Genomic DNA, 21,560 nt, shown 5'->3' with positions numbered 1-21,560 from the left:
TCATCTGTTTTTTACCAAAAATCCTCCTAAGGAGTTTTTATGAAAAAAGAGGACATCAGGACTATCGTTGCCACTGACTGTGGCAGCACTACCACCAAAGCAATCCTGATCGAACAGCAGGGCGAGGAATTCCGCCTGATCGCGAGAGGTGAAGCTCCGACAACGGTTGAAGCTCCTGTAGAAGACGTCACCAAGGGTGTTTTTAACGCCATCAACGAGCTGGAAGAAATCGTGGGGCGGAAGTTCACGGACGGGGACACCTTGTTGAAACCCAAAAAGGGCAGTGATGGATTCGATATTTATATTTCCACCAGCAGCGCCGGAGGCGGACTGCAGATGATGGTGGCAGGCGTAGTCAAGGCCATGAGCGCTGAATCGGCTGCACGCGCCGCACTAGGCGCTGGCGCCATAGTCATGGATACCATTGCCAGCAACGACGGCAGGCTGCCCCATCAGAAGATTGAGCGCATCCGCAAACTCCGGCCGGATATGATCCTGTTTTCCGGAGGCATCGACGGAGGCACCACTAAGCACGTGGTGGAAATCGCCCAGATCCTTGCTGCAGCCGACCCTAAACCAAGATTCGGGATCACCTTCCAGCTACCGGTAATCTATGCAGGGAACAAGGATGCCCGCGAATTGGTCAAGGAACTGATCAGTAAAAAAGTCGCCCTGACCGTTACAGACAATCTCCGCCCGGTGTTGGAGCGTGAAAATCTGCTGCCTGCCAGACATCTGATCCATGACCAGTTTTTGGAGCATGTAATGCAGCAGGCACCTGGATACAAGCAACTGATGGCAATGACTGATTATGAAATCGAACCAACACCCGGCGCAGTAGGCACCATCATGCAGCGCATCGCCAGAGAGAAGAAGATACAGATCCTCGGCGTGGACATTGGCGGTGCGACAACAGACGTTTTTTCTGTTTTTCAGGGAATATACAACCGCACTGTTTCAGCCAACTTCGGCATGAGCTACAGCATTTCCAACACAGTTTCCGAAGCCGGACTGGATAATGTAATGCGCTGGATACCGTTCGACATGAATGAGAAGGATCTGATGAACCGGGTCAAGAACAAGATGATCAGGCCAACCTCAATTCCGCAGCTCATGGAAGAACTGATTTTCGAACAGGCTGTAGCCAGGGAGGCGCTGAGACTTTCGCTGATTCAGCACAAGGAAATGGCAGTCAGCCTGAAAGGTGTTCAGAAAGAGCGCACTATGAGTGACATCTTCTCCCAGTCCAGCGACTCCTCGCTGGTCAACATGACTACCCTGAACATGATCATCGGCAGCGGCGGCGTGCTGTCCCACTCTCCGCGGCGGCACCAGGCTGCGATCATGATGATCGATGCCTTCCTGCCTGAAGGAGTCACACAGCTCACAGTGGATTCTATTTTCATGATGCCTCAGCTGGGAGTGCTGACAAATTTCCATCCTGAAGCTGCTGCCCAGGTCTTTGAAAAAGACTGCCTGATCTATCTGGGCACCTGCGTTGCTCCCATCGGTGCTGAAAAAGACGGTAAAAAATGCCTGGAATTCAAAATCAGCATGCCTGACGGCAAGGTGATTCAGGATGAACTGACTTTCGGTGATATCAGGGTTTACCCTCTGGGTGTCGGGCAGGTTGCCAAACTCTATGCAAAACCGGCTAAAAATCTTGACCTGGGTGCAGGTCCCGGGATTTCGATTGAAGATACACTTTACGGAGGCGTAGTAGGTATCATTTTCGATACCAGAGGACGCAGACCATTCAAGCTTCCTGAAAACAAGAGCGAACGCGTGGCAAAAATGCAGCGCTGGTTGAGCAGCATGAATGCGTATCCAAACTACTAGTCAACGGTGAAAATCGAATGAAAACTGCAGGAAGTTGGTAAGTTTGCATGTTTATAGGTTGGTATGTTGGGAAAGGATTGTCTGAGAACCTACTAACTTACAAACATACCAACATACAAACTTCCAAGCACAAGAAAGTCATTAATTGATATCGTCAAGGAGGAAAAATGGGTCAGGCATATGTACCAGGATTGAAAGTCAGCGAGCGGCAGATTGTCCATAAAGAGCGTGTTCTCCCTCTGAAGGGTGAAATCAAAGTCAAAATAGGCGACAAGGTCAAAGCTTCTGATGTTGTGGCTGCCACCAATCTGCCAGGCAATGTGGAACTGATCAATGTTGTGAATAAACTGGCCATCACTCCGGCAGAGCTTGGATCATGCATGCTGGCCCGTGAAGGCGACATAATTTCCAAAGGTCAGATGCTCGCCCAGAGTAAGGGCTTTTTCGGCTATTTCAAATCATCCTGTCAGTCTCCGGTCTCCGGCACAGTGGAAAACATTTCCAGTATCACCGGACAGGTAGTGCTGCGCGAACCACCAATACCCGTAGAAGTCCACGCCTATGTCGACGGAATCGTGGAGGAAATCCACAAGGATGTAGGTGTAACTATCAAGCTGCAGGCCGCCTTTGTTCAAGGTGTTTTCGGCATCGGAGGCGAGGTCGTGGGAGAAATTTCAATGATCTCCAGGGGTTTGGAAGACGAGATCGTGGCGCGTGAAATCCTTCCTGAACACGCGGGAAAGATCATAGTGGGCGGTTCGTTCATAGTAGCCGATGCCTTGAAAAAAGCAGTTGACACAGGGGTAAAAGGCATCATTGTAGGAGGTATCGACGCCAAAGATCTGAGGGATTTCCTGGGTTACGACATTGGCGTGGCCATCACCGGTTCCGAAGAAATGGGACTGACCATGATCCTGACCGAGGGATTTGGAAAGATCAACATGGCCAAGAAAACTTACGACCTCCTTTCCAAGCACAATGGAAAGCAGGCCTCAATTAACGGAGCCACTCAGATCCGTGCCGGAGTCATCAGACCGGAAATCATCATCCCACTGAAAAATATCGAAGAAGATAAAATCAAGGAAGCTGAAATCAGGAAAGATGTAGGACTGACACCCGGAAAACTCGTCCGCATCATCCGCGAACCTGATTTCGGGGCTGTAGTCAAAGTAAAATCACTGCCAGTGACCCTTATGAAGCTCGAATCTGAGACAATGGTCCGTGTGGTTGAGGTCGAGCATCCTGATGGATCGGTTAGAGTCGTACCGAGGGCGAATATAGAAATCATCGAATCATAGAGACCTGGCACGTCTCTATAACGTGCTTTGACATTTTGCCGTTTCATTGCTGAGGCTTTTGGGGCAATCGAAATGTTTCAATCCGTCCAGCATGAACTTATACATTTTCTTCCGGATTTCGACGAAATACCGCCAATGCCCGTCAGTGGATAAGATCATCTCCTCGGCAAGCAGTTCACTTGCAATAGCAGATTGTCCTGTACCCCGAACTCCGAATCCCGTAGCTCGCAACAATCTGGATTGTTCTTTCGTGAATCTCAGACAGCCGAGCTGAATATTGCTGAAACAGCCGGCACTGAATTCTCCCTTCAATTTTTCCAGGAGTTTTCCATAGTTCTTCTCAAAATCAGCGGAATAGACCATCGGGTCAAGGCGGATTGCGATCCTGTAACCGGCTCTTGATATATCTTTCAAACCACTGATTCTGGAATCCAGCAGATCTGTCCCTGATTCATATTCTCCGATGATTTCTTCAGGATTCAGGGAAACTGCAATCAGCATGTTGGCCGGCGCTTTCTGCTTCAGGAAACCAGGATTCACCCTTGAAGGTATCTTTGTCCTCAATTCCAGGGTGATCTGCGGAAAATCCATGGCAATCTGCGAAAGCAGCAGGCTCAGGCAGGATTGGCCGTCAAAGGCGAAGGAATCAGCATTTTCACCCGCGTTCAGATACGGTGACTGTTCAATCGCTGTCAGCTCATGGATTTCATGATACAGATCACTCAGATTGTAAAAAAAATAGGGAGGGGTGTCTGGATAAACGGCTTTGATGTAACAATACAGACAGTCACAAGGACAGGCCTGGGAAATTCTCAGGACATGCTGCCTGCGATCGATTACTCCTGTACCGTAAACATAAGGCTTAAGAAAAGAATTCTTCCTGGATACTGCTCGTGGAACTCCCGGAAAAAGCTCTGTTTCATCTTGATAAAATTCAAGCCCGTGCAGGAAATCCCGAAGCCTGGCTTCGGGTTCAAGCGAGCGGTGAACATACAGAAAATCCGGAGAATCCGGTCTCATTTTGCCAGCACTTCCAGCACTACCGGTTTCAGCACTTCCGCGATCTTGCGGTTACCCTGTTCGCCGCAGTGAAGGTCAGGCAGAAAATAATCCCAGCTTTTTTCTCCTGTATCCCACAATTTATTGAAGGCATCGAGCAGATCGACGAAAGGAACAGACTGCTCCAAAGCGACATCCTTTAAAACAGGATTCTCTTCATTCGGATAATTCATGAAAATCAATTTCACGCCTTTACTCCTGCAGGATTCGACGATCTTCTCCAGATCTGCCCGCAGCTGCTTCCAGACAACTTCGGACAGCGGAAGAGCATTTTCCTGATGGCGCAGAAAAAAAGCTGCATCGCCATGACCGGATTTTTCAAACGAATCGATCATGCTCTCTAAAACTTCCGCTTTCCCGCCGGCAAGACTGATTAGATAAGTGAGAGCCACATGATTTTTTTGATCGCAGCGGATGGATTCCATTAAAAACTCCCGGGCTTTTTCAGCACCTTCCCGGGGATTGAGTGTGCACTCACACAGTCCCAGCACAAGAAGGGCTCTGCTCTTTTCCCAGTTCAGAACAATCCCCCTGCGTAAAGCCTCGGTAAGTATCTGCTGAGCCTCGGCAAATTTTCTTTCATGGCTGTACAGTTCTCCAAGAGCGGTATAATTCATGGTAAGTTCAGGCTCTCTCCTGATGCCTTCCAGATAAAAGCTGCGGGCGTTTTCAAGATCCCGTGCGTCCAGGCAGCACCTGCCCAGAAAATTGTATGCCCAGCCGTTTCCAGGATCAATCTTCCTGACCCTTTCAAACCAGAGACGTGCCTCTTCCCGCTGCTGTTTCAGCAGCAAAGTGCATCCGAACCCGATCATGGCTCCAGTGTCCTCCGGTTCCATGGCAAGAGCTTCCCGGAACTGGTCGGCTGCTGCATTGATCTTAAATTCGAGCAGCCTGCATACTCCTCTATAAACGCTGAAAAAATAGTATTTCCCCCTGGTTTCAGCTGCCCGGTCGAACAAAGCATAGGCCTTGTCAAAGTCACCGGACAGCAGATAGGATACACCGCAGGCTAAAATTTCCTCGGTATCTGGCCAGGGCTTTTCCGAAAGCCTGGCTTCCAGTGCTGAGAGATCTTTTTTTTTCGCCTGCTCCCAGACTTCACCAGTAAATCGTGGGAAATCGATCGAACAAACTGAAGGTCCGGAAAAGGCAGCCGGCGCTTCAAGGTTTCCGGTCGATTTGAGACTGAAAAAATTGAATCTGTCCCATCCGGCCCTGACCGCTGCCAGAAGGCCAGGTTTTCTCTCCCGGATATCTGAGAACAGCAGATGCAGAAACTGCAGGCTTCTGGAACGGGAAAAAAGTTTGATTATCCATGAACCTTCCCCAGGGTGGACCAGCTGATTCCTGTTGGCTCTTCCGATCATGATTATGGCAAGGTCAGGCACATAAGAATCAATGTATCCCTCAATCTTATCTGCAAGCATCCAGGATGTTCCGCCATTCCGTCCCAGATTCAGCACCCGATAGCCGTCTCCGCCCGAAGAGAGCAGCGCTTCGAGTTGTGAAGGATAGTCCTGCCCCCCGGGAAGACCATAACCGTATGTGAATGAATCACCGGCGCACAGGATCACCACCCCGGATTTTTTCTGAAATGAAACGGGACGCATCGATTCCTGAAACAGAGCACAGACTCTGATCGCAGATTCCAGCAGAAGGAACGCGGACATCACGCCCAGGCAAAAAACCAGGAATCGCTCCTTCATTCAAGGAGCCTATTCTTTAAGAGTCTTGAGCATCTCCGCCGCTATCTCCGCTTCAGCCGATTCCTTCCATTCCTTCAGGATGAAGTCAAGCTGCTCTCTAGCCCTTTTGTTATCAAAGGTGGCCAGATAAAGATCGGCCAGCTCCAGACAGGCTTTTCTCGCCAGTTCAGGGTGTTCCTTGGCTGAATCCTTGACATTCAGGTAAAGCTTTTCAGCTTTCCTGTAATTCTCGTAGGTGTTCAGATAGGTATTGTCTTTCGAGGGTATGAATGAATTCTTACCCCTAAACCAGATCCTGGCCTCATTCAAAGCGAATTCGGATTTGTCGTCAGGAGAACTTTTGCTCAGGTCGGCAAGCAGTGTAAGCGCACGGTCAAAATTTCCGAGCTTGATGGCGATCTCGTAAAGCTTCCGTAAAACCGTTGTCTGGGTCTCATCGTCCGGGCCCTCAGCCAGCGCTTTCTGATAAAAACCGATTGCCTGATAATAATCCTGGTCGCCGTAATAGATGTCTCCCAATTGAATCAGATTCACGGCTGTCTGCGGAAGTTTTTCGAGATAGGAAATCGCCTCCGGGTAGTCCTTGCGGTTCACTGCACTCTCGTACAGGTGCTTCAGGACCTGCTTCTTCAGATCGCTGTTGCTGTAATATTTCACAATTTCCTGCCAGAGCCGCTCCGCTTCCTCAGGTTTCTTCAATCTGACGTTCAATTCAGCCAGTTTGTAAAGAAATTCATCATACGACAGATCGCCTTCCCGGGCTAGCGGCAGGTATTTATCAAAAAGTTCCAGCACCTGGACCGGTTTTTCTTCGCCCCAGCGTGCATACAGGTCATTCAAGGCTTCTCCAAGATCGTCTTTTTTCAGCTTCGACAGGTAAGTGTCCCAATAGTAAAAGCAGTATTCGGGTGACTTTCTGGTCAGGTCCTCGTAGCAATCAGCAAGAGCCTTATCCAGTTCGATTTCTTCGGAAGCTGTCGGGCCCGATTTCAGAGCCAGCTTGTATAAAGTGATGGCATTTTCAAGATTTCCCTTGTCCAGATATTCCTTGGCCTTGACAGTAGTCTCAGCCACGTTTTCGGCAAAAAGGGATGTACAGAACAGAAACGCAATTAAAACAATTCCTCTTTTCAAATTTTCACCTCGCAATTGATTTGAAAATGTCGTTAAAACTCTCAGTCATTTCACCTGGTCCATAACGAAATCAGACTTTGCTCCAGTACATTCACAAGACCGAGATCAGTAAGTTTGATTTCAGGAATCACGGGCAGTGCGAGGAATGAGAGCTGCATGAACGGGTCCCTGAGATCGGTCCCCCATTCTGCGACTTCCCGTTTCAATTCCCTGAGGCGTCCCGCCACTTCGTCGATTCCGGCAGGTGACATCAATCCACCCATCGGAAGTGAAAGCACTTTGGAATCGGAACCGCAGGCTATGGCGATTCCACCTCCCGCCCCTATCACCAGACTGACCGCCCGATAGATGTCCTCATCATTGGTACCGGCTGCGATAATGTTATGGGAGTCGTGCGCGATCGAGGCCGCCAGCGCTCCTCTTTTCAATTTCAGTCCCTTTACGAATCCTAAGCCTATATTTCCTGTAGCCCGGTGCCGTTCCACCACACAGAGCTTGAGAAGATCACGTTCAAGGTCGCATTGCACCAGTCCGTCAGAGACAGTCGGCTCCTCGTACGACACGCTGGTCAAGAGCTGATCCGGGAGGATATTGATCACTCTCATTTTCCCGGTTCCCACAGGAATCGAAAGGCGTTTCCTGGAAAAATCCTTGACCAAGAAGGACGAAAAAAATCCAGGATAGGTTTTTCTCAGATATTCTTCGGTATCGCTCTTTTTCCAGAAAAAATTGCCGTGTTCATAGATAACCCGTCCTGACTTGATCACTGTTTCAAGTTTGAAAGACTCCATCTCCGGTACCACCAGCAGGTCGGCCAGTTTTCCGGGAGCGATCGCACCCAGATTTCGAAGTCCGTAATATTCAGCCGCATTCAATGAAGCCATCCTCACTGCCCGCATCGCATTGCCGGATTCCTTGATGATCGTGCGCACCAGCTGGTCGATGTGTCCATCCTGGATATCATCAGGATGCAGGTCGTCAGTAGCGAGGAAACAGCGCTGACTGTTGAATTTGTTGACAAGCGGCAGCAGGTCGTGCAGATTTTTTGTAGCAGATCCTTCCCTCAACATTATGTACATCCCGAGCCTTAATTTCTCCTGCGCTTCCTTGGTGCTCACACATTCGTGTTCAGAAGTTACCCCTCCGGAGATGTAAGCGCAAAGTTCCCGGCCTGAAAGTTTCGGGGCGTGGCCGTCGATCAGTTTTCCACCGGTGCAGAGGAGCTTTTTGAGCACAGCTTCATCCCGGCGGATAACCCCGGGAAAATTCATCATCTCGGCCAGCCCGAGCACTCTCGGGTCAGCCATCAATTCAGGATATTCATCGGCAGTGATCATCGCTGCAGCTGTTTCCAGGGAAGTTGGAGGTATGCAGGAAGGAATCATCAGGTAGAAATTGAGAGGTATTTTTTCCGATTCCTTCAGAAAATACCTGATCCCTTCCTTACCAAAGATATTCGTGAATTCATGAGGATCGGCGATTACTGTCGTTACTCCATGCGAAATAAGGGCTCTGGAGAATTCGCCCAGCCCGAGCATTGAGCTTTCCACGTGCACATGCCCGTCTATCAGCCCCGGCAACACGAACTTTCCCTTGACGTCAATCACTTTGGCGGCATTGTCGTAACTCCCCACCCCGGCGATGATGTCGTCGGCAACTATAATGTCGGCTGTATATATCTCTCCGGAAATAGTGTTGAACACGATCCCATTCTTGAGGATCAAGTCACCCTCGATTTCGCCTAGAGCGACTCCGATGATCTTTTTGAGCTTATCCAGATTTTCAGGCATTTAATCCACCTTGAGCACAAATTAGAAGCTATCGCTATTTTATCACATTGACCGGTCCTCTGTCATCCACATGCCATACATCTTTCTTTTGATATCGAGCCTGATTCATTGTAGAATTTTACTTATGTCGCCCTTGGAAATGAACTTCGAAGAAATTCTGTTCGACCTGGACAGCCCTCTGGAAGAGACCAGAAAAAATGCCATCATGCTGCTGGTGAAAAAGTCCGACAGTCAGGCACTCCCGTATTTGAAAAAAATCGCTGCAGGAGACGAATCTCCAGGTCTCCGCTTTCTCGCCCAGCAAGGTATTTTTCAGATCGAGCCCAAGTTGACACCGGCGAAGAAGACCGTTGAGTATCTGAGTGATGAGAAAATCAGAATCTTCATCGAGTCAGGAACAGATGACGAAAAACTTAAAGCTTTAGATTCACTGGCTGAGCATCTCAATCTGGAATTTTACCCGCTGATCAAAAAACAGTTGAAAACCGAGCGATCGGAAAAACTGATCTGCCGGCTGCTGCATGTGCTTTCCCGCTTCTCCATCCAGAGCGATGTTCAGTTCTACCGTCAGTTCGTCAAACACCCCTCCAAAGCCGTAAAGCGCCAGATTATCGAAATTCTCGGCGGATTCGCATCACGCGAAGCTTACGAAATACTGATCCTGTTTCTGATCGATGATGAGGAATCTCTGCATCAGCCAGTCTTGAATTTTCTCAAATTTTTCGGCCAGACTCATGTGCTGGAGCTTCTGGAAGGCATGATCAAGCACCGCGATCCCGAACTTGTGGAAGCTGCAGTCGTGACCGCCGGATATTTTGGAGAAAGTTCCCTTCCTCTTCTCGAACTCGCCTTGAAATCACTCGACCCGAAAACCAAGGAAAAGGCAGCTGAAGTCCTGAAATCATTAAGCAGCCTCAATATCACCGGAGCCTCCTCGGTCCTGAAAAAACAAAATCTACAATCCGATAATCATGATTCCCTTTCCAGCACATTCGATTTCAAGACCTCTGAAATATCCGGTTATCTCCAGAATTTTCTGAAAACCAAGCGTTATGAGAAAAATCTGATCAACACAGAAGCTGTTGATACCGAAAAAATATTGAAAATGCTTAAACCAGGTCGGCCTGAAGAAAACATCAGAGGGATAAACCTGATCATCAGCCAGAGAAAATACAAGCTGTTCGAGAATGTGCTTGAATTGTTGAAAAGCAGCGAAAACGCGATGGTCAAGGGGCAATGTCTGAGAGCCGTGGCAAAGCTCGGCGGAGAACAGTTCCTGTCAGTGATTTCCAGGGGATTGAAAAGCCGGTTTCCTGAGGTCAAGAAAGGCGCCATTGCAGCCGTCAAGATTCTCAACACCAAGGACACTATCCAGCTGCTTGTCCCGCTGCTTGATGATGCAACACCTTCTGTGCGCGGAACTGCGATCCTTGCCCTCCGTGACTATCCTGCGATCAATGCTCATAAAATCATTGAAAACATGCTGGATTCCCCTTCAGACGACATGAAACTGGAAGCGTTTTATGTGCTCGCAAACCTCGGTGACGGAAAAACTGCCACCCTGCTGGATAAACTCAGAAGTTCACGCAAGCCTCTGATTTCGCAGAAAGCTGAAAAAACTTTACAAATCATGGCTGGTAACGGTAATATTTTTGCTCGGACAGTATTGGAAGGAAAGAACATCGGCAATTTTCATCCGGGAAACGCTTAGTCGAAAAATAAATTCCGGGCACGAATTATTGAAAACCGGACTTTTTGCCTGAGGCTTACTTGCAAAACTCACTCTCAGGCAATAAAATGTAATGTGCATCAACAGGAACGGGTTGATTCACAGGATCAGACTGAAACCGGACTTTTTGCATGAGGCTTACTGAAATATCAAACGGAGGATGAACATGAAAAAAAGCATGACCAAGAGAGATCTGGCCAAGGAACTGGCGAAAAAAATAAACATCTCGCAGGCAAAAGCCCTCAGGGCGATTCAGGAAACTTTTTACATCATTGAAAATTGTCTCAAGGAAGACGGCAGGGTTGTAATTTCCCGCTTCGGCACTTTCATGCTGAAGGAGAGAAAACCCAGGATCGGCCGCAATCCGCACACCAGAGAAGCCGTACCGATTCCCGCCAGGAAAACCCCTTTCCTTAAATACTCTGCCAATCTCAAGAAGATCGGCAGATAAAAAAAGGCTTTTAAAGGCTCTTCCAGCTCTAAAGCAGGTCGTCGAAAACGCCGCTCTTAATCATATTATCAGCGACAGAATCAAGCTCGATTTTGTAGGTCCCGTTCTGGATTTCTTGCTTGATCTGCTTGACCAGATCTTCCCGGATTTCAGGAGTGCTGTCAATCACCGCTCTGGCGAGGGCGACCTCCTGATTCACTCTGATAATTGAGGAAAGGTCTGCATTCTTGATCGAACTTGTGGACTGGTCAATTTTGCCGGAGTCGTCGATTTTTTCAGTTTCCTGGCTCAGGACTTTCTGAAAGTCATCCTTCTTGTGGGTTCTGGAAGTTTTGTCGGTTTTAACATGCTGATCGATGCGGATGGAATCTTTGGAAATTATGCTCATAATTTCCCCCCTTGTTGAGATGTTCCCTCTCTGCGTAAAGCTTATAAGCTTTATCTTTTCTTATCCTAAATTACCTATCGGCAAAATCCAAAATTACTTTAATCCGGTCACAGGTAACCAGGAATCGTTTGTGTTATATCTAAGTTATCGGGCTGTTTCAAGGGGAACTTTAATTTTATTCAAGATTTGTTACCAGTATACCAATCTGGTAGGTGAAGGGTCCCTACTTGCATCCATTCACCATTCACCATTCACCATTCACCTTTTACCTATTACCTCTTTTACATACCCCAATTCAAGCAGCAGCTTTTCATTTAAAACTTTCCCTGGTCTGAATTCCTGCAGCCTGTGAGGGATATCATGCGAAAGTTCCCTGCGGATCTCGGCAATATCACGGGCATTGTGGATCCCAGGGACAGTCGTAGTCACGAATTCGAAAGGCAATCCCGATTTTTTTATGATCTCGATGCTTTTTCTGATCTGATCCAGCTCTATTGCTGCATCCGTGATCCTGGAGTATTCCGGTTGGTCAAGCCGGGTCTTGATATCCATCTGGATCCTCTGGATCAGCTTTTCGCTGATCAGGCTGGAAAGAATCTCAGGTCTGGTGCCATTTGTCTCGATCTTGACCGGAAAGCCCATTTTCCTGATCTCTAGGCAGAAATCGGCGAGATCAGGCTGAAGCGTGGGTTCCCCTCCGGAAATCACCAGCGCATCAAGCCATTTGCGATTCAGATCCAGATAGGCGAAAATTTCTGCTTCGGTGAATGATGCTTCAGCCTGCAAAACCAGTTCCGGATTATGGCAGAAAGGGCAGCGGAAGTTGCAGCCAATGGTGAAAACCACCGCTGAGATGCACCCAGGGTACTCGATCAGACTTTTTTTCAGGAATCCGCCGATTTTCATCTTTGGAAAATGATATCAGGGACTGATTTCTGTTGCCAGCTTCCAGATCCGACAGAAGGAACTTCTATATCTGCAGAACGATAAAAATGATCATTCCAATGGAAAAATGAATGTCTTACCGGCAACATTCCGCAACAATCGATAATTCGAATGCCGATTGAAGTGAAGGACGGGGAAGTTAAACCAGAAACTGGCGGATGATATAGATCAGGCAGCCCAGGCTGATCCCGGCGATCAGGATAAACTCCACACAATTGATGACTTCAGGGTGGCTGTCCAGCCACTCTCCAAATTTATGCCCCAGTAGGTTGGTCAGAATCTGCTGCAGCAATTTACCCATTTCTCTCTCCTCATGCCATTATACACCTGAGAAAGAGTAATCTGAATGATTTCAGACATTTTTTAGATCAGATTATTGATGGGGAAACTGTATACACCTTCTTTTTCCTGTTTTCAGGCTTGATTTCATTGATCAGGTTGGCAATTCTCCCGTGCCCGGATTCTCTTGCAACAGCCACCGCATTGCACCCGTTCTGGTCCAGCAGATTCCTGTCAGCGCCTTTATCAAGCAGTAATTCAACTATCTTCTGATTTCCTGAAGCAGCTGCGTACATCAGAGCTGTAGCTCCCAGACTGTTCCTGGCATCCAGATTCACGCCCCTGCAGATCAGGTATTCAGCAATCTCGTCGCGGTCTTCGAAGATTGCACACATCAATGGAGTTACCTGCCTTCTGTCAGATATCTCAGGGTCAGCTCCCCCTTCAATCAATTGCCGAACCACTTGCATCCTGTCGTTCCTGATGGCAAAGAACAGCGGTGAATTGCCTTCGCTATCCCTGAGATTTGGATCTGCGCCTGATTTAAGCAGAAATTTAATCACTTCACGGTAGCCCTTCGCGCAAGCGATGCTCAGCAGTGTATAACCGCCGAGATGATCATAAGCGTTGATTTCCATCCCATTCCCGGCCAGATTCTGCACTTCGCGGAGATTTCCGTCCATCACCGCAGCGACCAGTCTGGAATCAGCCTGACTTGCCTCCAGAATCTGAAGTGTGAGTAAGAGTGTGATTGCGATGATGATTGTTTTCATGAATTACCTCTTTAGCAGCTGTTCAATCTGAGCCATGGAGCGCTCAGATGCCTTTGTCATCCGGGTAAGAGCTTCTAACAATAGTAATTGTAAGAAGCTCTACATTGTATCGGCAATTTATTATTTAGCAGTACCTATGCCAAAGAAAAAAAGGCCTGGCTTCAGGCCTTCTGGATTGAGTATGCTGCCACAAACCGTCAGAATTTTGACGGTATCAGATGTTTTTTGACAAAAAAACATCCCCATGTTCAGTCCGGGGATGTTGCTTTATTCCTATATCGAACGATTGTTAGTCGTAGCTCAGCAGGCCGTCAGGCACCCCATTTCTCGTCCCATTTATTGGCCTTCATGATCACCTGCTCCTGGTCGTCGAGGAAAACCAGGGTCGGCACGCTCATCACCTGATAACGCTGCGATTCTTTCAGTCCTTCGTCAGTGTACACATTCCATTCTTCCACCGGATAGGCGAATTTGGTGAGATGAGTTTTAAGCTGAGTGCAGGTCGGACAGTTGGTCGAAACAAAGAGTTTGACCTTCTTGACCTTCTCCTCAGACTTGGCTTCATCGGCTTTCTCTATTGCAACCGGCGCATCCGCAATTTTCACTGCTGCCGCATCTTTTCCAGACGGAAACTGCGCCTTGACCTGTTCAACCGCCTTGTCATAAGTCGCGCGCTGGAAAAATTCCTCTTTCTTGCCTGGATTCCAGTTCTGCACAGGTCTGTAATAACCTACGATCCGGCTGTAGACTTCGGTCTTACTGTGACACTGTGGGCATTCGAACTGCTCACCTTTCAGATATCCATGGTCTTTACAGACGCTGAAAGTGGGTGTGATCGAAAAATAAGGGAGTTTGGTATTTTCCGCGATCTTTTTCACCAGATTTTTGCAGACTTCAGGATCATCGATTTCCTCGCCGATGAAAGTATGGAACATGGTCCCGCCAGTGTAATGAACCTGGATTTCGCTCTGATGAGCCAGGGCTTCGAAGAGATCCAGCTTGGAATCGACTGGGAGCTGGGTTGAATTAGTTAGATAAGGGGCATCTTTGCCGGAGGTATATATCTGAGGGTACTTCTCCTTGTCAAGCTTGGCCAGGCGATATGAAGTGGACTCGGCCGGGGTGGCTTCAAGATTGTAAAGATTGCTGGTCTCTTCCTGGAATTTCTTCAGCTGTTTTTTCATGAATTCCAGAGTCTTGATCGCGAACTTTTTGCCTTCGTCCGTGTCGATGCCTTTGCCCAGGAAGTTGATGCAGGCGTCATGCATTCCGCAGATGCCGATGGTGGAAAAATGGTTCTGGAAACTCCCCATGTAAGCTTTCGTGTAAGGCATCAGGCCATTGGCAAGGTTGGTCGTGATCATCCTGCGCTTGATTTCCAGGGCGTCCCGGCCCAGTTCCATGTAATACTGGACGAGATTGAAGAATTCCTTCTGGTTGTGGGCTTCAAAAGCCAGGCGATTCAGATTGATCGTGATTACGCCGATGGAGCCGGTGTTGTCTCCAGGACCCCAGATGGAACCCGGTCTGTTCATAAGTTCCAGCTGGTTGAGATTCAGCCTGCAGCACATGGCGCGGATTGATTTCGGGTCAAGATCTGATCCGATGTAATTCTGGAAATAGGGGATCCCGTATTTTGCCGTGACTTTGAACAGCAACTTGGCGATCGGGGTATCCCACTTGAAATCCTTGGTCAGATTGTAGGTAGGTATCGGAAAGGTGAAAATCCGGCCCTTGGCGTCTCCGATTTCCATCAGTTCCAGGAACGCCGTGTTGATCATATCCATTTCCACCTGGCACTCGCCATAGGTGAAATCCATTTCTTTCCCGCCCACGATCGCTTTCTGATTTTTCATGTCCAGAGGGGTGGTCAGGTCGAATGTAAGATTGGAGAATGGCGTCTGGGAACCCCAGCGTGAAGGAATGTTGAGAGAGAAAATCATTCTCTGCATATTCTGCTTGACTTCGTCAAAATTGAGCTTGTCTGCCTTCACGAAAGGAGCGAGCAGTGTGTCCACACTGGAAAAGGCCTGGGCTCCGGCAAATTCCATCTGCATGCAGCCGATGAAGTTCACCATCTGGGACACGACTACATCCAGGTGCTTGGCCGGTTTGGCATCCACCTTGTTCGGGACATTGCCGAAACCCTTGACCAGAAGGTCTTTCAGCGACCAGCCTGAGCAGTATCCGACCACTCCATTCGCCAGATCGTGAATATGGATGTAGCCGTTGCGATGGGATTCAGCCAGAGCAGGGGTGTAAATCTCGGAAAGCATGTAATTGGAAATGACCTTGCCTGAGATATGCAGCATCAGACCCGAGAAGGAAAAATTTGAATTGCTGTTCTCCCAGACCCGCCAGTCCGATTTGCAGATGTATTCGTGGATGGTCTTTTCCACGTCAAGAGCTACAGATTTCATCTCGCGCAGTCTCTGATGCCGCTCGCGGTACAATATGTATGCTTTGGCGGTCTTGGCATGCCCGTTTTCGATCAGGGTCTTTTCCACTGCATCCTGGATTTCTTCCACAGTCACTACAAAGCGGTTCGGGTAGCGCTGTTTCAGGTATTCGACCACCTTTTCCGAGACCTGGGTGGCTGTGTTGCGGTTCCGTCCGCCTACGGCTATGGCTGCCTTATAGATGGCATTGGTTATCCTGTCCTGATCGAACTCGACTATCTCATTGTTTCTTTTTGTGACTTTAAACATTTCTCCCCAGCTCATACTTGACGGCTCCTTTCCTTTCCTCTTCCTTTTTTGATGTTTTCAATTTCAACTGCGAATTCAGTTACATCCTTGAATTGCTTGTAAACGGAGGCAAATCTGATATATGCCACATCATCCAGCCGTTTCAGGGCCTCCATCACCATTTTCCCCAGGAATCTGCTGTCCACTTCTTTCTGGGGCAGCAGAAAAACTTCCTGCTCCACCCCGGAAACTATACTCTCGATCGCTTCTGCAGAGATCGGTCTTTTCTCGCAGGCACGCTGAAGCCCATGACGCAGCTTCTGCGAGCTGAATTCTTCTCTCCTGCCGTCGTTCTTTACCACCATTTTCACCACCCCTTCCAGTTTTTCTCGTGTGGTAAAGCGCCTGCTGCAGGTAGGGCACTCGCGTCTCCGCCTGATTTCATAGTTGTTGTCGATTTCCCTGGTTTCGATTACCCTGGTATCGTCGGATTTGCAGTAAGGACATTTCATACTACAGTTAGTGTTTTTCCTTTTGAAATTTTAGGCGTCCACACTATATATAGTATCGATAAATTTTAGTCAAACCTTAATTCCTACCACCCACCCGTGGATAGTTTATGTTGATTGATAATCAGAAAACGGGGCAAAACAGTACCGCCACGACTAAAGGAACAACTTATTTTTTTTAATGGTCAAGGGCAAGTGGTTTGTAAGTTTGTAAGATTACAAGTTGGTAAGTTGTTAAGAAAGAGAAGAGATACGCATCTTACGCCCTTATAAACTTACTGACTTACAAACCTCAAACTCATGAACACAAAATTATCTGAAGCATTGAACGCATCCACATCTAATGAGATAATGATTCCATGAATTGCCCTGACGCACCTCTACGCGAGACGATTTTCAGGATTTTCCTGAATCTCCAGGATATGGTGAAATACGCTGAAGCCAAGAATTCGGCAGTGGCGGCTTCAGCCGGCGCGATCGTGCTCCTGATCTATCAGAAACTGGGATTCACAACCTGGCCGCAGCTTCTGTTTTCCACAGGCTACTGCCTGATTGTGCTGGCCCTGGTCCTGTCTTTCTGGTCATTCTTTCCTGTGATCAACAATCCGCCCAGCCTGAAAAGTGCGCCAGGCACAGACAGCAGGGAGCGCAACCTGTTCCTTTTCTCTGAAATCGCCTCTTTCCCTGAATTCGCCTCTTTCGAGCAAGCTATTGTGAAGAAATATTACGGATCAGAGGCTTTGTCTCCCCTGGACAGGGACATTCTGATCGGAGTTTACGCCAATGCCTGCATCGCACACAAGAAATTCCGCTTCTTCCGCTACGCCCTTCTCCTCTTCCTCTCAGGCATCCTGCTGCTCGTAATCAGCGGCCCGCTGCTCTGAAATTCATCAAATTAAATTCCACTAAAAACTGCTTTATCCCTGCCAGGTAAATCTCCTGATAAATCCAGTATCCGTTATTATGGTCCCCTTTAAGGGTCAGAAATCTCTTCGGTTCATTAGCTGCAGCGAACAATTCCTGGCCGTGATGGAAGGGGATGATCTCATCATCTGGGCTGTGGATGATTAAGACCGGACATTTGATGCTGCGGAGATTCTTGCCTGACTCGTAAGGATTCCTGATCATCCATTTTATCGGATACCATTTATAGAGTTCAGCTGCCCGCTCAGTTGCCGAATAAAATCCTGATTCCACGATCAGGGCTTCGCAGGTCCGCTCACTTGCCAGTTTTGTCGCTACTGCTCCACCTAGCGACCTGCCGAAAATGATGATCTTATCAGACGGGATTTTCAATTCATTCACCATGAAATCCCAGGCAGCCTCAGCATCCAGGTAAGTGCCTGTTTCGGAGATTGTCTTTCCTTCACTTTTGCCGTAGCAGCGATAATCAAAGAAAAGCACATTCAAGCCGAGCTGGTAAAACTGCAGGGCTGATTCCAGCAGTCCTGAGACATTTTCCGCATTGCCGTGGCAGAAAAGAAGATACGGATTTTCTGATTTTCCGGTGATGAACCAGCCGTGCAGCTTCAGCCCGTCCTTTGTCTTGAAATAAACGTCTTTGTACTCAATGCCGTGGATTGCAGGAGTGGTGCTGTACATTTCCCTGGTGGTCAGAAAAAGGAGCTTGTCCTGGAAAAAATACAGAAAACAAGCGCTGATCAGGTAGGTGACAACTATGATTTCGACTATAGAGCGGATTATCCTTTTTATCGATATTTTCATGGACTTTCTTCCTTGCCTTTCCGGAATATCAAGCTGCTGTTCAGCCTTAAACCGAACCAGCTCGCGAGCGGCAGGGAAACAAGCTGATATCCTGTCAGTCCTATAAAGACGATATCGCTCGCACGCAAAAATTCCTCGAAAAACCTGAAACCGAAATACATGGCCATCAGAAAGTCGAAGAGTTCACCTGGGGCAGGATTGTTCCTGCTTTTACGGATCAGCAAAAAGAACAGAACGAACATGAAAAGCGACTCATAAAGCTGAGTCGGATGTCGCATGATTCCATCGCCGAAATTCACGCCCCAGGGAAGAAGTGTCGGTCTTCCGAAGCAACAGCCCTGCAGGAAGCAGCCGATCCTGGCAACAGCCAGTCCAATCGCGATCGCAGGAGCAATGGAATTTCCCATCCTGGTTTTGATACCCATTTGCCTTTTAGCGATCCTGACTGCGATCGTGCCGCCGATCAGGCCTCCGACTATGGTTTTACCGGGAAAAATCAGCTCAGGCGCAAAACCACCGGCTATGATCGCTTTAAAATTAATGATCCACATAGGAAGCTTGGCACCTATTACACCACCCGCAAAAGCGAAAAACACCAGCGGCAAGAGTTGGGCATTGCGTTGAGGTTCCCGCCGGAATTCCAGGTAATATGAAGCAAGTGCAGCCATGAGGCCCAGGCCGATAAACACGAAATAACTGCTGATCAAAACATTCCCGAAATGGAAAAGTACAGGCAGAACTCCCCAGTTCTGAGGGCAGCACTGGACTGTATTCATTTGCCGGTAAATCTGCAGCAGCCGCCGCTCTTCAGGCAGCCGTAAATCTTCAGGGCTGTGCAGAATCCCATGGCTCCTGCGGTTTTACCGAAGCATAGGATCAGCACCAGCAGCCAGCCGGCCCTGGGGTTTGGCAGATAGAGCAATGAAATCGCGATCAGATGCAGCACTGTGCCGAAGGAATGCGCGAAACGCATTGCGGATTCGTCCAGCTCTTCCAAAGAAGACTGGAACAATTTTCCCAGTGTCATCGTGTAAATCCAGACCAGAGGAGCTTTCCTGATCTTGAGCAGTGCTGACAGAGCAAGAATCGCGCAGGACAAAATCACCAGTTCCCTGCTCCGCAGAAAAAACGCGCACCAGAGTATTACTGCCACAGTCCATCTGCAGAAAAGGAACCCTCCCCTTGAAACCATCACTTTATTTTCCGTCATTGCGCCTCCTGAAAATGGGCATGAACATGCCGACCTCCTTTTGATAATTTATATATTCTGGAAATTCCCGGATCAGGATCTCTTCTTCCTGCCTGGCCCTGTAAAACATCATGGGCAGAAATACGGCAGTATTGGCAAGGAAACCCGCGTAATTCGGATAAATCAGGCAGCCCGCGTAAAAAATCCAGATCAGCGAAGCATACAGCGGATGCCTGACCAGCCTGTAAACTCCGCGATTGACCAGCTGATGGCCGTGATAAATCCTGATCTGATCCCCCCAGTTATGACCCAGAGACAATCTTCCCAGAAGATTAACAGCAGTGCCTGTGATCAGAACAGTCAGGCCAATGAAGATGAGAGTCAGGCGGAGCATCGGGTCCGCGATCCGGAAACCGCCGATCTGGAAGCGGAGCAGCAGATAATAAAACAGATAAAACAGGCTCATGCTGGCAGTTGCTACCAGGTGTTTCTTTTCATGGCGTACTTTATCAGCTTTCTGGGCATCCATGAAATTCATGAAAACTGAGACAATGATCAGCCAGGCGCAGATCACGACAATCAAGGCAGCAATGATATCAATTTTTACGTAAATGTCACCGGTCAGGAATCGCTCTTTGAGTAACAGGAGCATAACTGCGGGATTATTCGGCATGTGCTTTTTTTCCTCCGCGATGGAACAGGTTGTAGACTGAAAAAGGAATCCTCAGCAGATCAGGCGTAAAAATATGCACACATTCCTTGGCTACTGCGTCCAGGGCAAATGAATGCAGGTCATTGAATCTGCTCAGGCTGATTCTGAATAGATTGTGGTTGATGAAATTCCGCTTTTGTTCGAGCGTGCCGCTTTTGAAAAGTTCAGGCAGCATGGTGCTGAAATCAGTCAGAAAACTCATGCACTTGCAGACAGTTGAATTTCCACACAACCCTGATTCCATTTTTTTCATAATCCCTGTAGCGTCATGATAAAAGGAATTTTCGATCAGGTCCAGGTGAGGCTTGAGATCCACCTGGCGGGTAATGGGCTGGAACCCCCTCTCATTCCGCACCATGAAAGTCAGGCCATGGTTATGCACATTGCAGGGCAGGGGAACCAGGTCATTGATTTTGATGAGTCCGGAAGTCTGTTTTTCAAGCCTGGCAGCCAGGCCGCTGATTGTGATGCATTGTTCCGCGTTGACTGGAGAGCTTGGACTGAAAGCTGCTGCAGCCTGGAAATTGATGCCTCTGATGCCTGGCCTGGAAATGCCGTAATTCAAGATTTCGCCAAGCTGATCGTCATTGATTCCATTGGCAACAGTAGTAACCAGAGTCACAGGAATCCCGGATTCCAGAATGTTGTCTAAGGCTCTGATTTTCCAGGAAAGCTGATCAATTCCTCTGAGTGTCTGCATTGAGCCAGGCTGCAGCCCGTCAAACTGCAGATAAATCTCGAAGCCTGAGCCGATTCCGGCCAGGCTTTTAACCAATTCTTTATTGTGAGCCAGGTTATAGCCATTTGTATTCAGCATCACATACTTTATTTTCTTATCAATCGCAGTTTCGATGATTTTGAGCAGTTGCGGATGAAGCGTAGGCTCTCCTCCGCTGAGCTGCAGGATCTCCGCATTCCCTGACTCGCAGTGCTGGTAAAAATCCAGTATTTTCCCGACAGTTTCCAAGGCCATGAATCCGCCTGTGAGAGGTTGCGCATAGCAAACCGGACAGGACAAATCGCACTCCCCGGTTATTTCCAGCACAGCAATGCAGGTATGCTGATCATGCTGATCGCAAAGACCGCAGTCATGAGGACAGCCTTTAGTTTTAACAGTCTGCTTGATCGATTCAGTGGCAGGCTTGTCAAATTCAGCTCTGCGATGAAAAAAACGTGCATCTTCTTCGACAAGGCTGTGGAATTCCCCGTGCTCAGGGCAGGTTTTATCCAGATAAACCGCTCCGGCTCTTTCAACATAAGCAGCGGGAATTAGCTTTCTGCATTCCGGGCAGATTGACGCTGTGTCAGATAAATTATTTTGCATCAAGTCCATTTTATTTCCAT

19 protein-coding genes and 1 pseudogene are annotated in these 21,560 nt (G+C 48.2%); 5 read left to right on the top strand and 15 right to left on the bottom strand.

The window, feature by feature from the left end; genetic code table 11:
• The first annotated feature begins 39 nt into the window (after positions 1 to 39).
• Positions 40 to 1,839 (top strand): glutamate mutase L, encoded by a 1,800-nt coding sequence (locus PHW04_00835; GenBank protein MDD2714417.1) that lies wholly within the window; start codon positions 40 to 42, stop codon positions 1,837 to 1,839.
• 167 nt (positions 1,840 to 2,006) lie between these two features.
• A complete protein-coding gene (locus PHW04_00830) occupies positions 2,007 to 3,137 on the top strand; it encodes a hypothetical protein (protein ID MDD2714416.1) in 1,131 nt (376 codons plus the stop codon).
• 15 nt (positions 3,138 to 3,152) lie between these two features.
• Here PHW04_00830 and PHW04_00825 read toward each other — a convergent pair whose 3' ends face one another.
• From PHW04_00825 to ade, 4 genes are read right to left on the bottom strand one after another with little or no spacing between them, the layout of a single operon-like run.
• On the bottom strand, positions 3,153 to 4,157 hold the full coding sequence (locus tag PHW04_00825) for a hypothetical protein (protein ID MDD2714415.1): 1,005 nt from the start codon (positions 4,155 to 4,157) through the stop codon (positions 3,153 to 3,155).
• Positions 4,154 to 5,905 (bottom strand): hypothetical protein, encoded by a 1,752-nt coding sequence (locus PHW04_00820; protein ID MDD2714414.1) that lies wholly within the window; start codon positions 5,903 to 5,905, stop codon positions 4,154 to 4,156. Before PHW04_00820 ends, PHW04_00825 begins: the two co-directional genes overlap by 4 nt.
• 9 nt (positions 5,906 to 5,914) lie before the next feature.
• Complete coding sequence (locus PHW04_00815; protein ID MDD2714413.1) at positions 5,915 to 7,039, bottom strand: tetratricopeptide repeat protein; 1,125 nt, start codon at positions 7,037 to 7,039, stop codon at positions 5,915 to 5,917.
• Between the two features lie 50 nt (positions 7,040 to 7,089).
• On the bottom strand, positions 7,090 to 8,829 hold the full coding sequence (ade, locus tag PHW04_00810) for an adenine deaminase (protein MDD2714412.1): 1,740 nt from the start codon (positions 8,827 to 8,829) through the stop codon (positions 7,090 to 7,092).
• Positions 8,830 to 8,953: 124 nt separating this feature from the next.
• Between ade and PHW04_00805 the strand changes: the two genes are divergently transcribed.
• Together PHW04_00805 and PHW04_00800 are read left to right on the top strand one after the other, a co-directional pair.
• A complete protein-coding gene (locus PHW04_00805) occupies positions 8,954 to 10,540 on the top strand; it encodes a HEAT repeat domain-containing protein (GenBank protein ID MDD2714411.1) in 1,587 nt (528 codons plus the stop codon).
• Positions 10,541 to 10,724: 184 nt separating this feature from the next.
• The gene (locus PHW04_00800) at positions 10,725 to 11,009 is read left to right on the top strand and encodes an HU family DNA-binding protein (protein MDD2714410.1); all 285 of its coding nucleotides are present in this window, start codon (positions 10,725 to 10,727) and stop codon (positions 11,007 to 11,009) included.
• A gap of 28 nt (positions 11,010 to 11,037) precedes the next feature.
• Here PHW04_00800 and flgM read toward each other — a convergent pair whose 3' ends face one another.
• The 6 genes and pseudogenes from flgM to nrdR all read right to left on the bottom strand — a co-directional run bounded on the left by flgM (position 11,038) and on the right by nrdR (position 16,593).
• Positions 11,038 to 11,397, bottom strand: coding sequence for a flagellar biosynthesis anti-sigma factor FlgM (gene flgM / locus PHW04_00795; GenBank protein MDD2714409.1), 360 nt, complete (start codon positions 11,395 to 11,397; stop codon positions 11,038 to 11,040).
• A gap of 258 nt (positions 11,398 to 11,655) precedes the next feature.
• Complete coding sequence (locus tag PHW04_00790) at positions 11,656 to 12,303, bottom strand: anaerobic ribonucleoside-triphosphate reductase activating protein (GenBank protein ID MDD2714408.1); 648 nt, start codon at positions 12,301 to 12,303, stop codon at positions 11,656 to 11,658.
• 178 nt (positions 12,304 to 12,481) lie between these two features.
• Positions 12,482 to 12,643, bottom strand: a complete 162-nt coding sequence (locus PHW04_00785; protein MDD2714407.1) for a hypothetical protein — start codon at positions 12,641 to 12,643, stop codon at positions 12,482 to 12,484.
• 67 nt (positions 12,644 to 12,710) lie between these two features.
• On the bottom strand, positions 12,711 to 13,394 hold the full coding sequence (locus PHW04_00780) for an ankyrin repeat domain-containing protein (GenBank protein ID MDD2714406.1): 684 nt from the start codon (positions 13,392 to 13,394) through the stop codon (positions 12,711 to 12,713).
• Positions 13,395 to 14,065: 671 nt separating this feature from the next.
• A pseudogene (locus PHW04_00775) lies at positions 14,066 to 16,117 on the bottom strand (ribonucleoside triphosphate reductase).
• Positions 16,114 to 16,593: a transcriptional regulator NrdR gene (nrdR, locus tag PHW04_00770; GenBank protein MDD2714405.1), complete on the bottom strand. Its 480-nt coding sequence runs from the start codon at positions 16,591 to 16,593 to the stop codon at positions 16,114 to 16,116. Before nrdR ends, PHW04_00775 begins: the two are co-directional and overlap by 4 nt.
• 356 nt (positions 16,594 to 16,949) lie before the next feature.
• Here nrdR and PHW04_00765 point away from each other — a divergent pair, with 356 nt between their 5' ends.
• A complete protein-coding gene (locus PHW04_00765; GenBank protein MDD2714404.1) occupies positions 16,950 to 17,474 on the top strand; it encodes a DUF5706 domain-containing protein in 525 nt (174 codons plus the stop codon).
• On the opposite strand, the gene PHW04_00760 is transcribed toward PHW04_00765, so the two are convergent.
• From PHW04_00760 to PHW04_00740, 5 genes are read right to left on the bottom strand one after another with little or no spacing between them, the layout of a single operon-like run.
• The gene (locus PHW04_00760; protein ID MDD2714403.1) at positions 17,455 to 18,315 is read right to left on the bottom strand and encodes an alpha/beta hydrolase; all 861 of its coding nucleotides are present in this window, start codon (positions 18,313 to 18,315) and stop codon (positions 17,455 to 17,457) included. The genes PHW04_00765 and PHW04_00760 overlap by 20 nt on opposite strands.
• The gene (locus tag PHW04_00755) at positions 18,312 to 19,091 is read right to left on the bottom strand and encodes a prolipoprotein diacylglyceryl transferase (protein MDD2714402.1); all 780 of its coding nucleotides are present in this window, start codon (positions 19,089 to 19,091) and stop codon (positions 18,312 to 18,314) included. The genes PHW04_00760 and PHW04_00755 overlap by 4 nt, the downstream gene beginning before the upstream one ends.
• Positions 19,088 to 19,525, bottom strand: coding sequence for a DUF4395 family protein (locus PHW04_00750; protein ID MDD2714401.1), 438 nt, complete (start codon positions 19,523 to 19,525; stop codon positions 19,088 to 19,090). The genes PHW04_00755 and PHW04_00750 overlap by 4 nt, the downstream gene beginning before the upstream one ends.
• Positions 19,512 to 20,177 carry an isoprenylcysteine carboxylmethyltransferase family protein gene (locus tag PHW04_00745; protein MDD2714400.1) on the bottom strand — a complete coding sequence of 222 codons (666 nt, stop codon included), beginning with the start codon at positions 20,175 to 20,177 and terminating at the stop codon, positions 19,512 to 19,514. Before PHW04_00745 ends, PHW04_00750 begins: the two co-directional genes overlap by 14 nt.
• Entirely contained in the window at positions 20,167 to 21,540 is a 1,374-nt protein-coding gene (locus tag PHW04_00740) for a radical SAM protein (protein MDD2714399.1), read from the bottom strand. The genes PHW04_00745 and PHW04_00740 overlap by 11 nt, the downstream gene beginning before the upstream one ends.
• Positions 21,541 to 21,560: the final 20 nt, after the last annotated feature.

The sequence above is a fragment of the Candidatus Wallbacteria bacterium genome (genome assembly GCA_028687545.1).
Classification (GTDB): domain Bacteria; phylum Muiribacteriota; class JAQTZZ01; order JAQTZZ01; family JAQTZZ01; genus JAQTZZ01.
Note: the sequence above shows the minus strand (reverse complement) of the source record. Positions and strands in the feature narration are given on the sequence as shown.

What these genes read in the sequence shown, in the direction of transcription:
- PHW04_00835 (MDD2714417.1), top strand. Translation starts at nt 40, where the DNA reads ATGAAAAAAGAGGACATCAGGACTATCGTTGCCACTGACTGTGGCAGC.
- PHW04_00830 (MDD2714416.1), top strand. Translation starts at nt 2,007, where the DNA reads ATGGGTCAGGCATATGTACCAGGATTGAAAGTCAGCGAGCGGCAGATT.
- PHW04_00825 (MDD2714415.1), bottom strand. Translation starts at nt 4,157, where the DNA reads ATGAGACCGGATTCTCCGGATTTTCTGTATGTTCACCGCTCGCTTGAA.
- PHW04_00820 (MDD2714414.1), bottom strand. Translation starts at nt 5,905, where the DNA reads ATGAAGGAGCGATTCCTGGTTTTTTGCCTGGGCGTGATGTCCGCGTTC.
- ade (MDD2714412.1), bottom strand. Translation starts at nt 8,829, where the DNA reads ATGCCTGAAAATCTGGATAAGCTCAAAAAGATCATCGGAGTCGCTCTA.
- PHW04_00805 (MDD2714411.1), top strand. Translation starts at nt 8,954, where the DNA reads ATGTCGCCCTTGGAAATGAACTTCGAAGAAATTCTGTTCGACCTGGAC.
- PHW04_00800 (MDD2714410.1), top strand. Translation starts at nt 10,725, where the DNA reads ATGAAAAAAAGCATGACCAAGAGAGATCTGGCCAAGGAACTGGCGAAA.
- flgM (MDD2714409.1), bottom strand. Translation starts at nt 11,397, where the DNA reads ATGAGCATAATTTCCAAAGATTCCATCCGCATCGATCAGCATGTTAAA.
- PHW04_00790 (MDD2714408.1), bottom strand. Translation starts at nt 12,303, where the DNA reads ATGAAAATCGGCGGATTCCTGAAAAAAAGTCTGATCGAGTACCCTGGG.
- PHW04_00785 (MDD2714407.1), bottom strand. Translation starts at nt 12,643, where the DNA reads ATGGGTAAATTGCTGCAGCAGATTCTGACCAACCTACTGGGGCATAAA.
- PHW04_00780 (MDD2714406.1), bottom strand. Translation starts at nt 13,394, where the DNA reads ATGAAAACAATCATCATCGCAATCACACTCTTACTCACACTTCAGATT.
- nrdR (MDD2714405.1), bottom strand. Translation starts at nt 16,593, where the DNA reads ATGAAATGTCCTTACTGCAAATCCGACGATACCAGGGTAATCGAAACC.
- PHW04_00765 (MDD2714404.1), top strand. Translation starts at nt 16,950, where the DNA reads ATGAATTGCCCTGACGCACCTCTACGCGAGACGATTTTCAGGATTTTC.
- PHW04_00760 (MDD2714403.1), bottom strand. Translation starts at nt 18,315, where the DNA reads ATGAAAATATCGATAAAAAGGATAATCCGCTCTATAGTCGAAATCATA.
- PHW04_00755 (MDD2714402.1), bottom strand. Translation starts at nt 19,091, where the DNA reads ATGAATACAGTCCAGTGCTGCCCTCAGAACTGGGGAGTTCTGCCTGTA.
- PHW04_00750 (MDD2714401.1), bottom strand. Translation starts at nt 19,525, where the DNA reads ATGACGGAAAATAAAGTGATGGTTTCAAGGGGAGGGTTCCTTTTCTGC.
- PHW04_00745 (MDD2714400.1), bottom strand. Translation starts at nt 20,177, where the DNA reads ATGCCGAATAATCCCGCAGTTATGCTCCTGTTACTCAAAGAGCGATTC.
- PHW04_00740 (MDD2714399.1), bottom strand. Translation starts at nt 21,540, where the DNA reads ATGCAAAATAATTTATCTGACACAGCGTCAATCTGCCCGGAATGCAGA.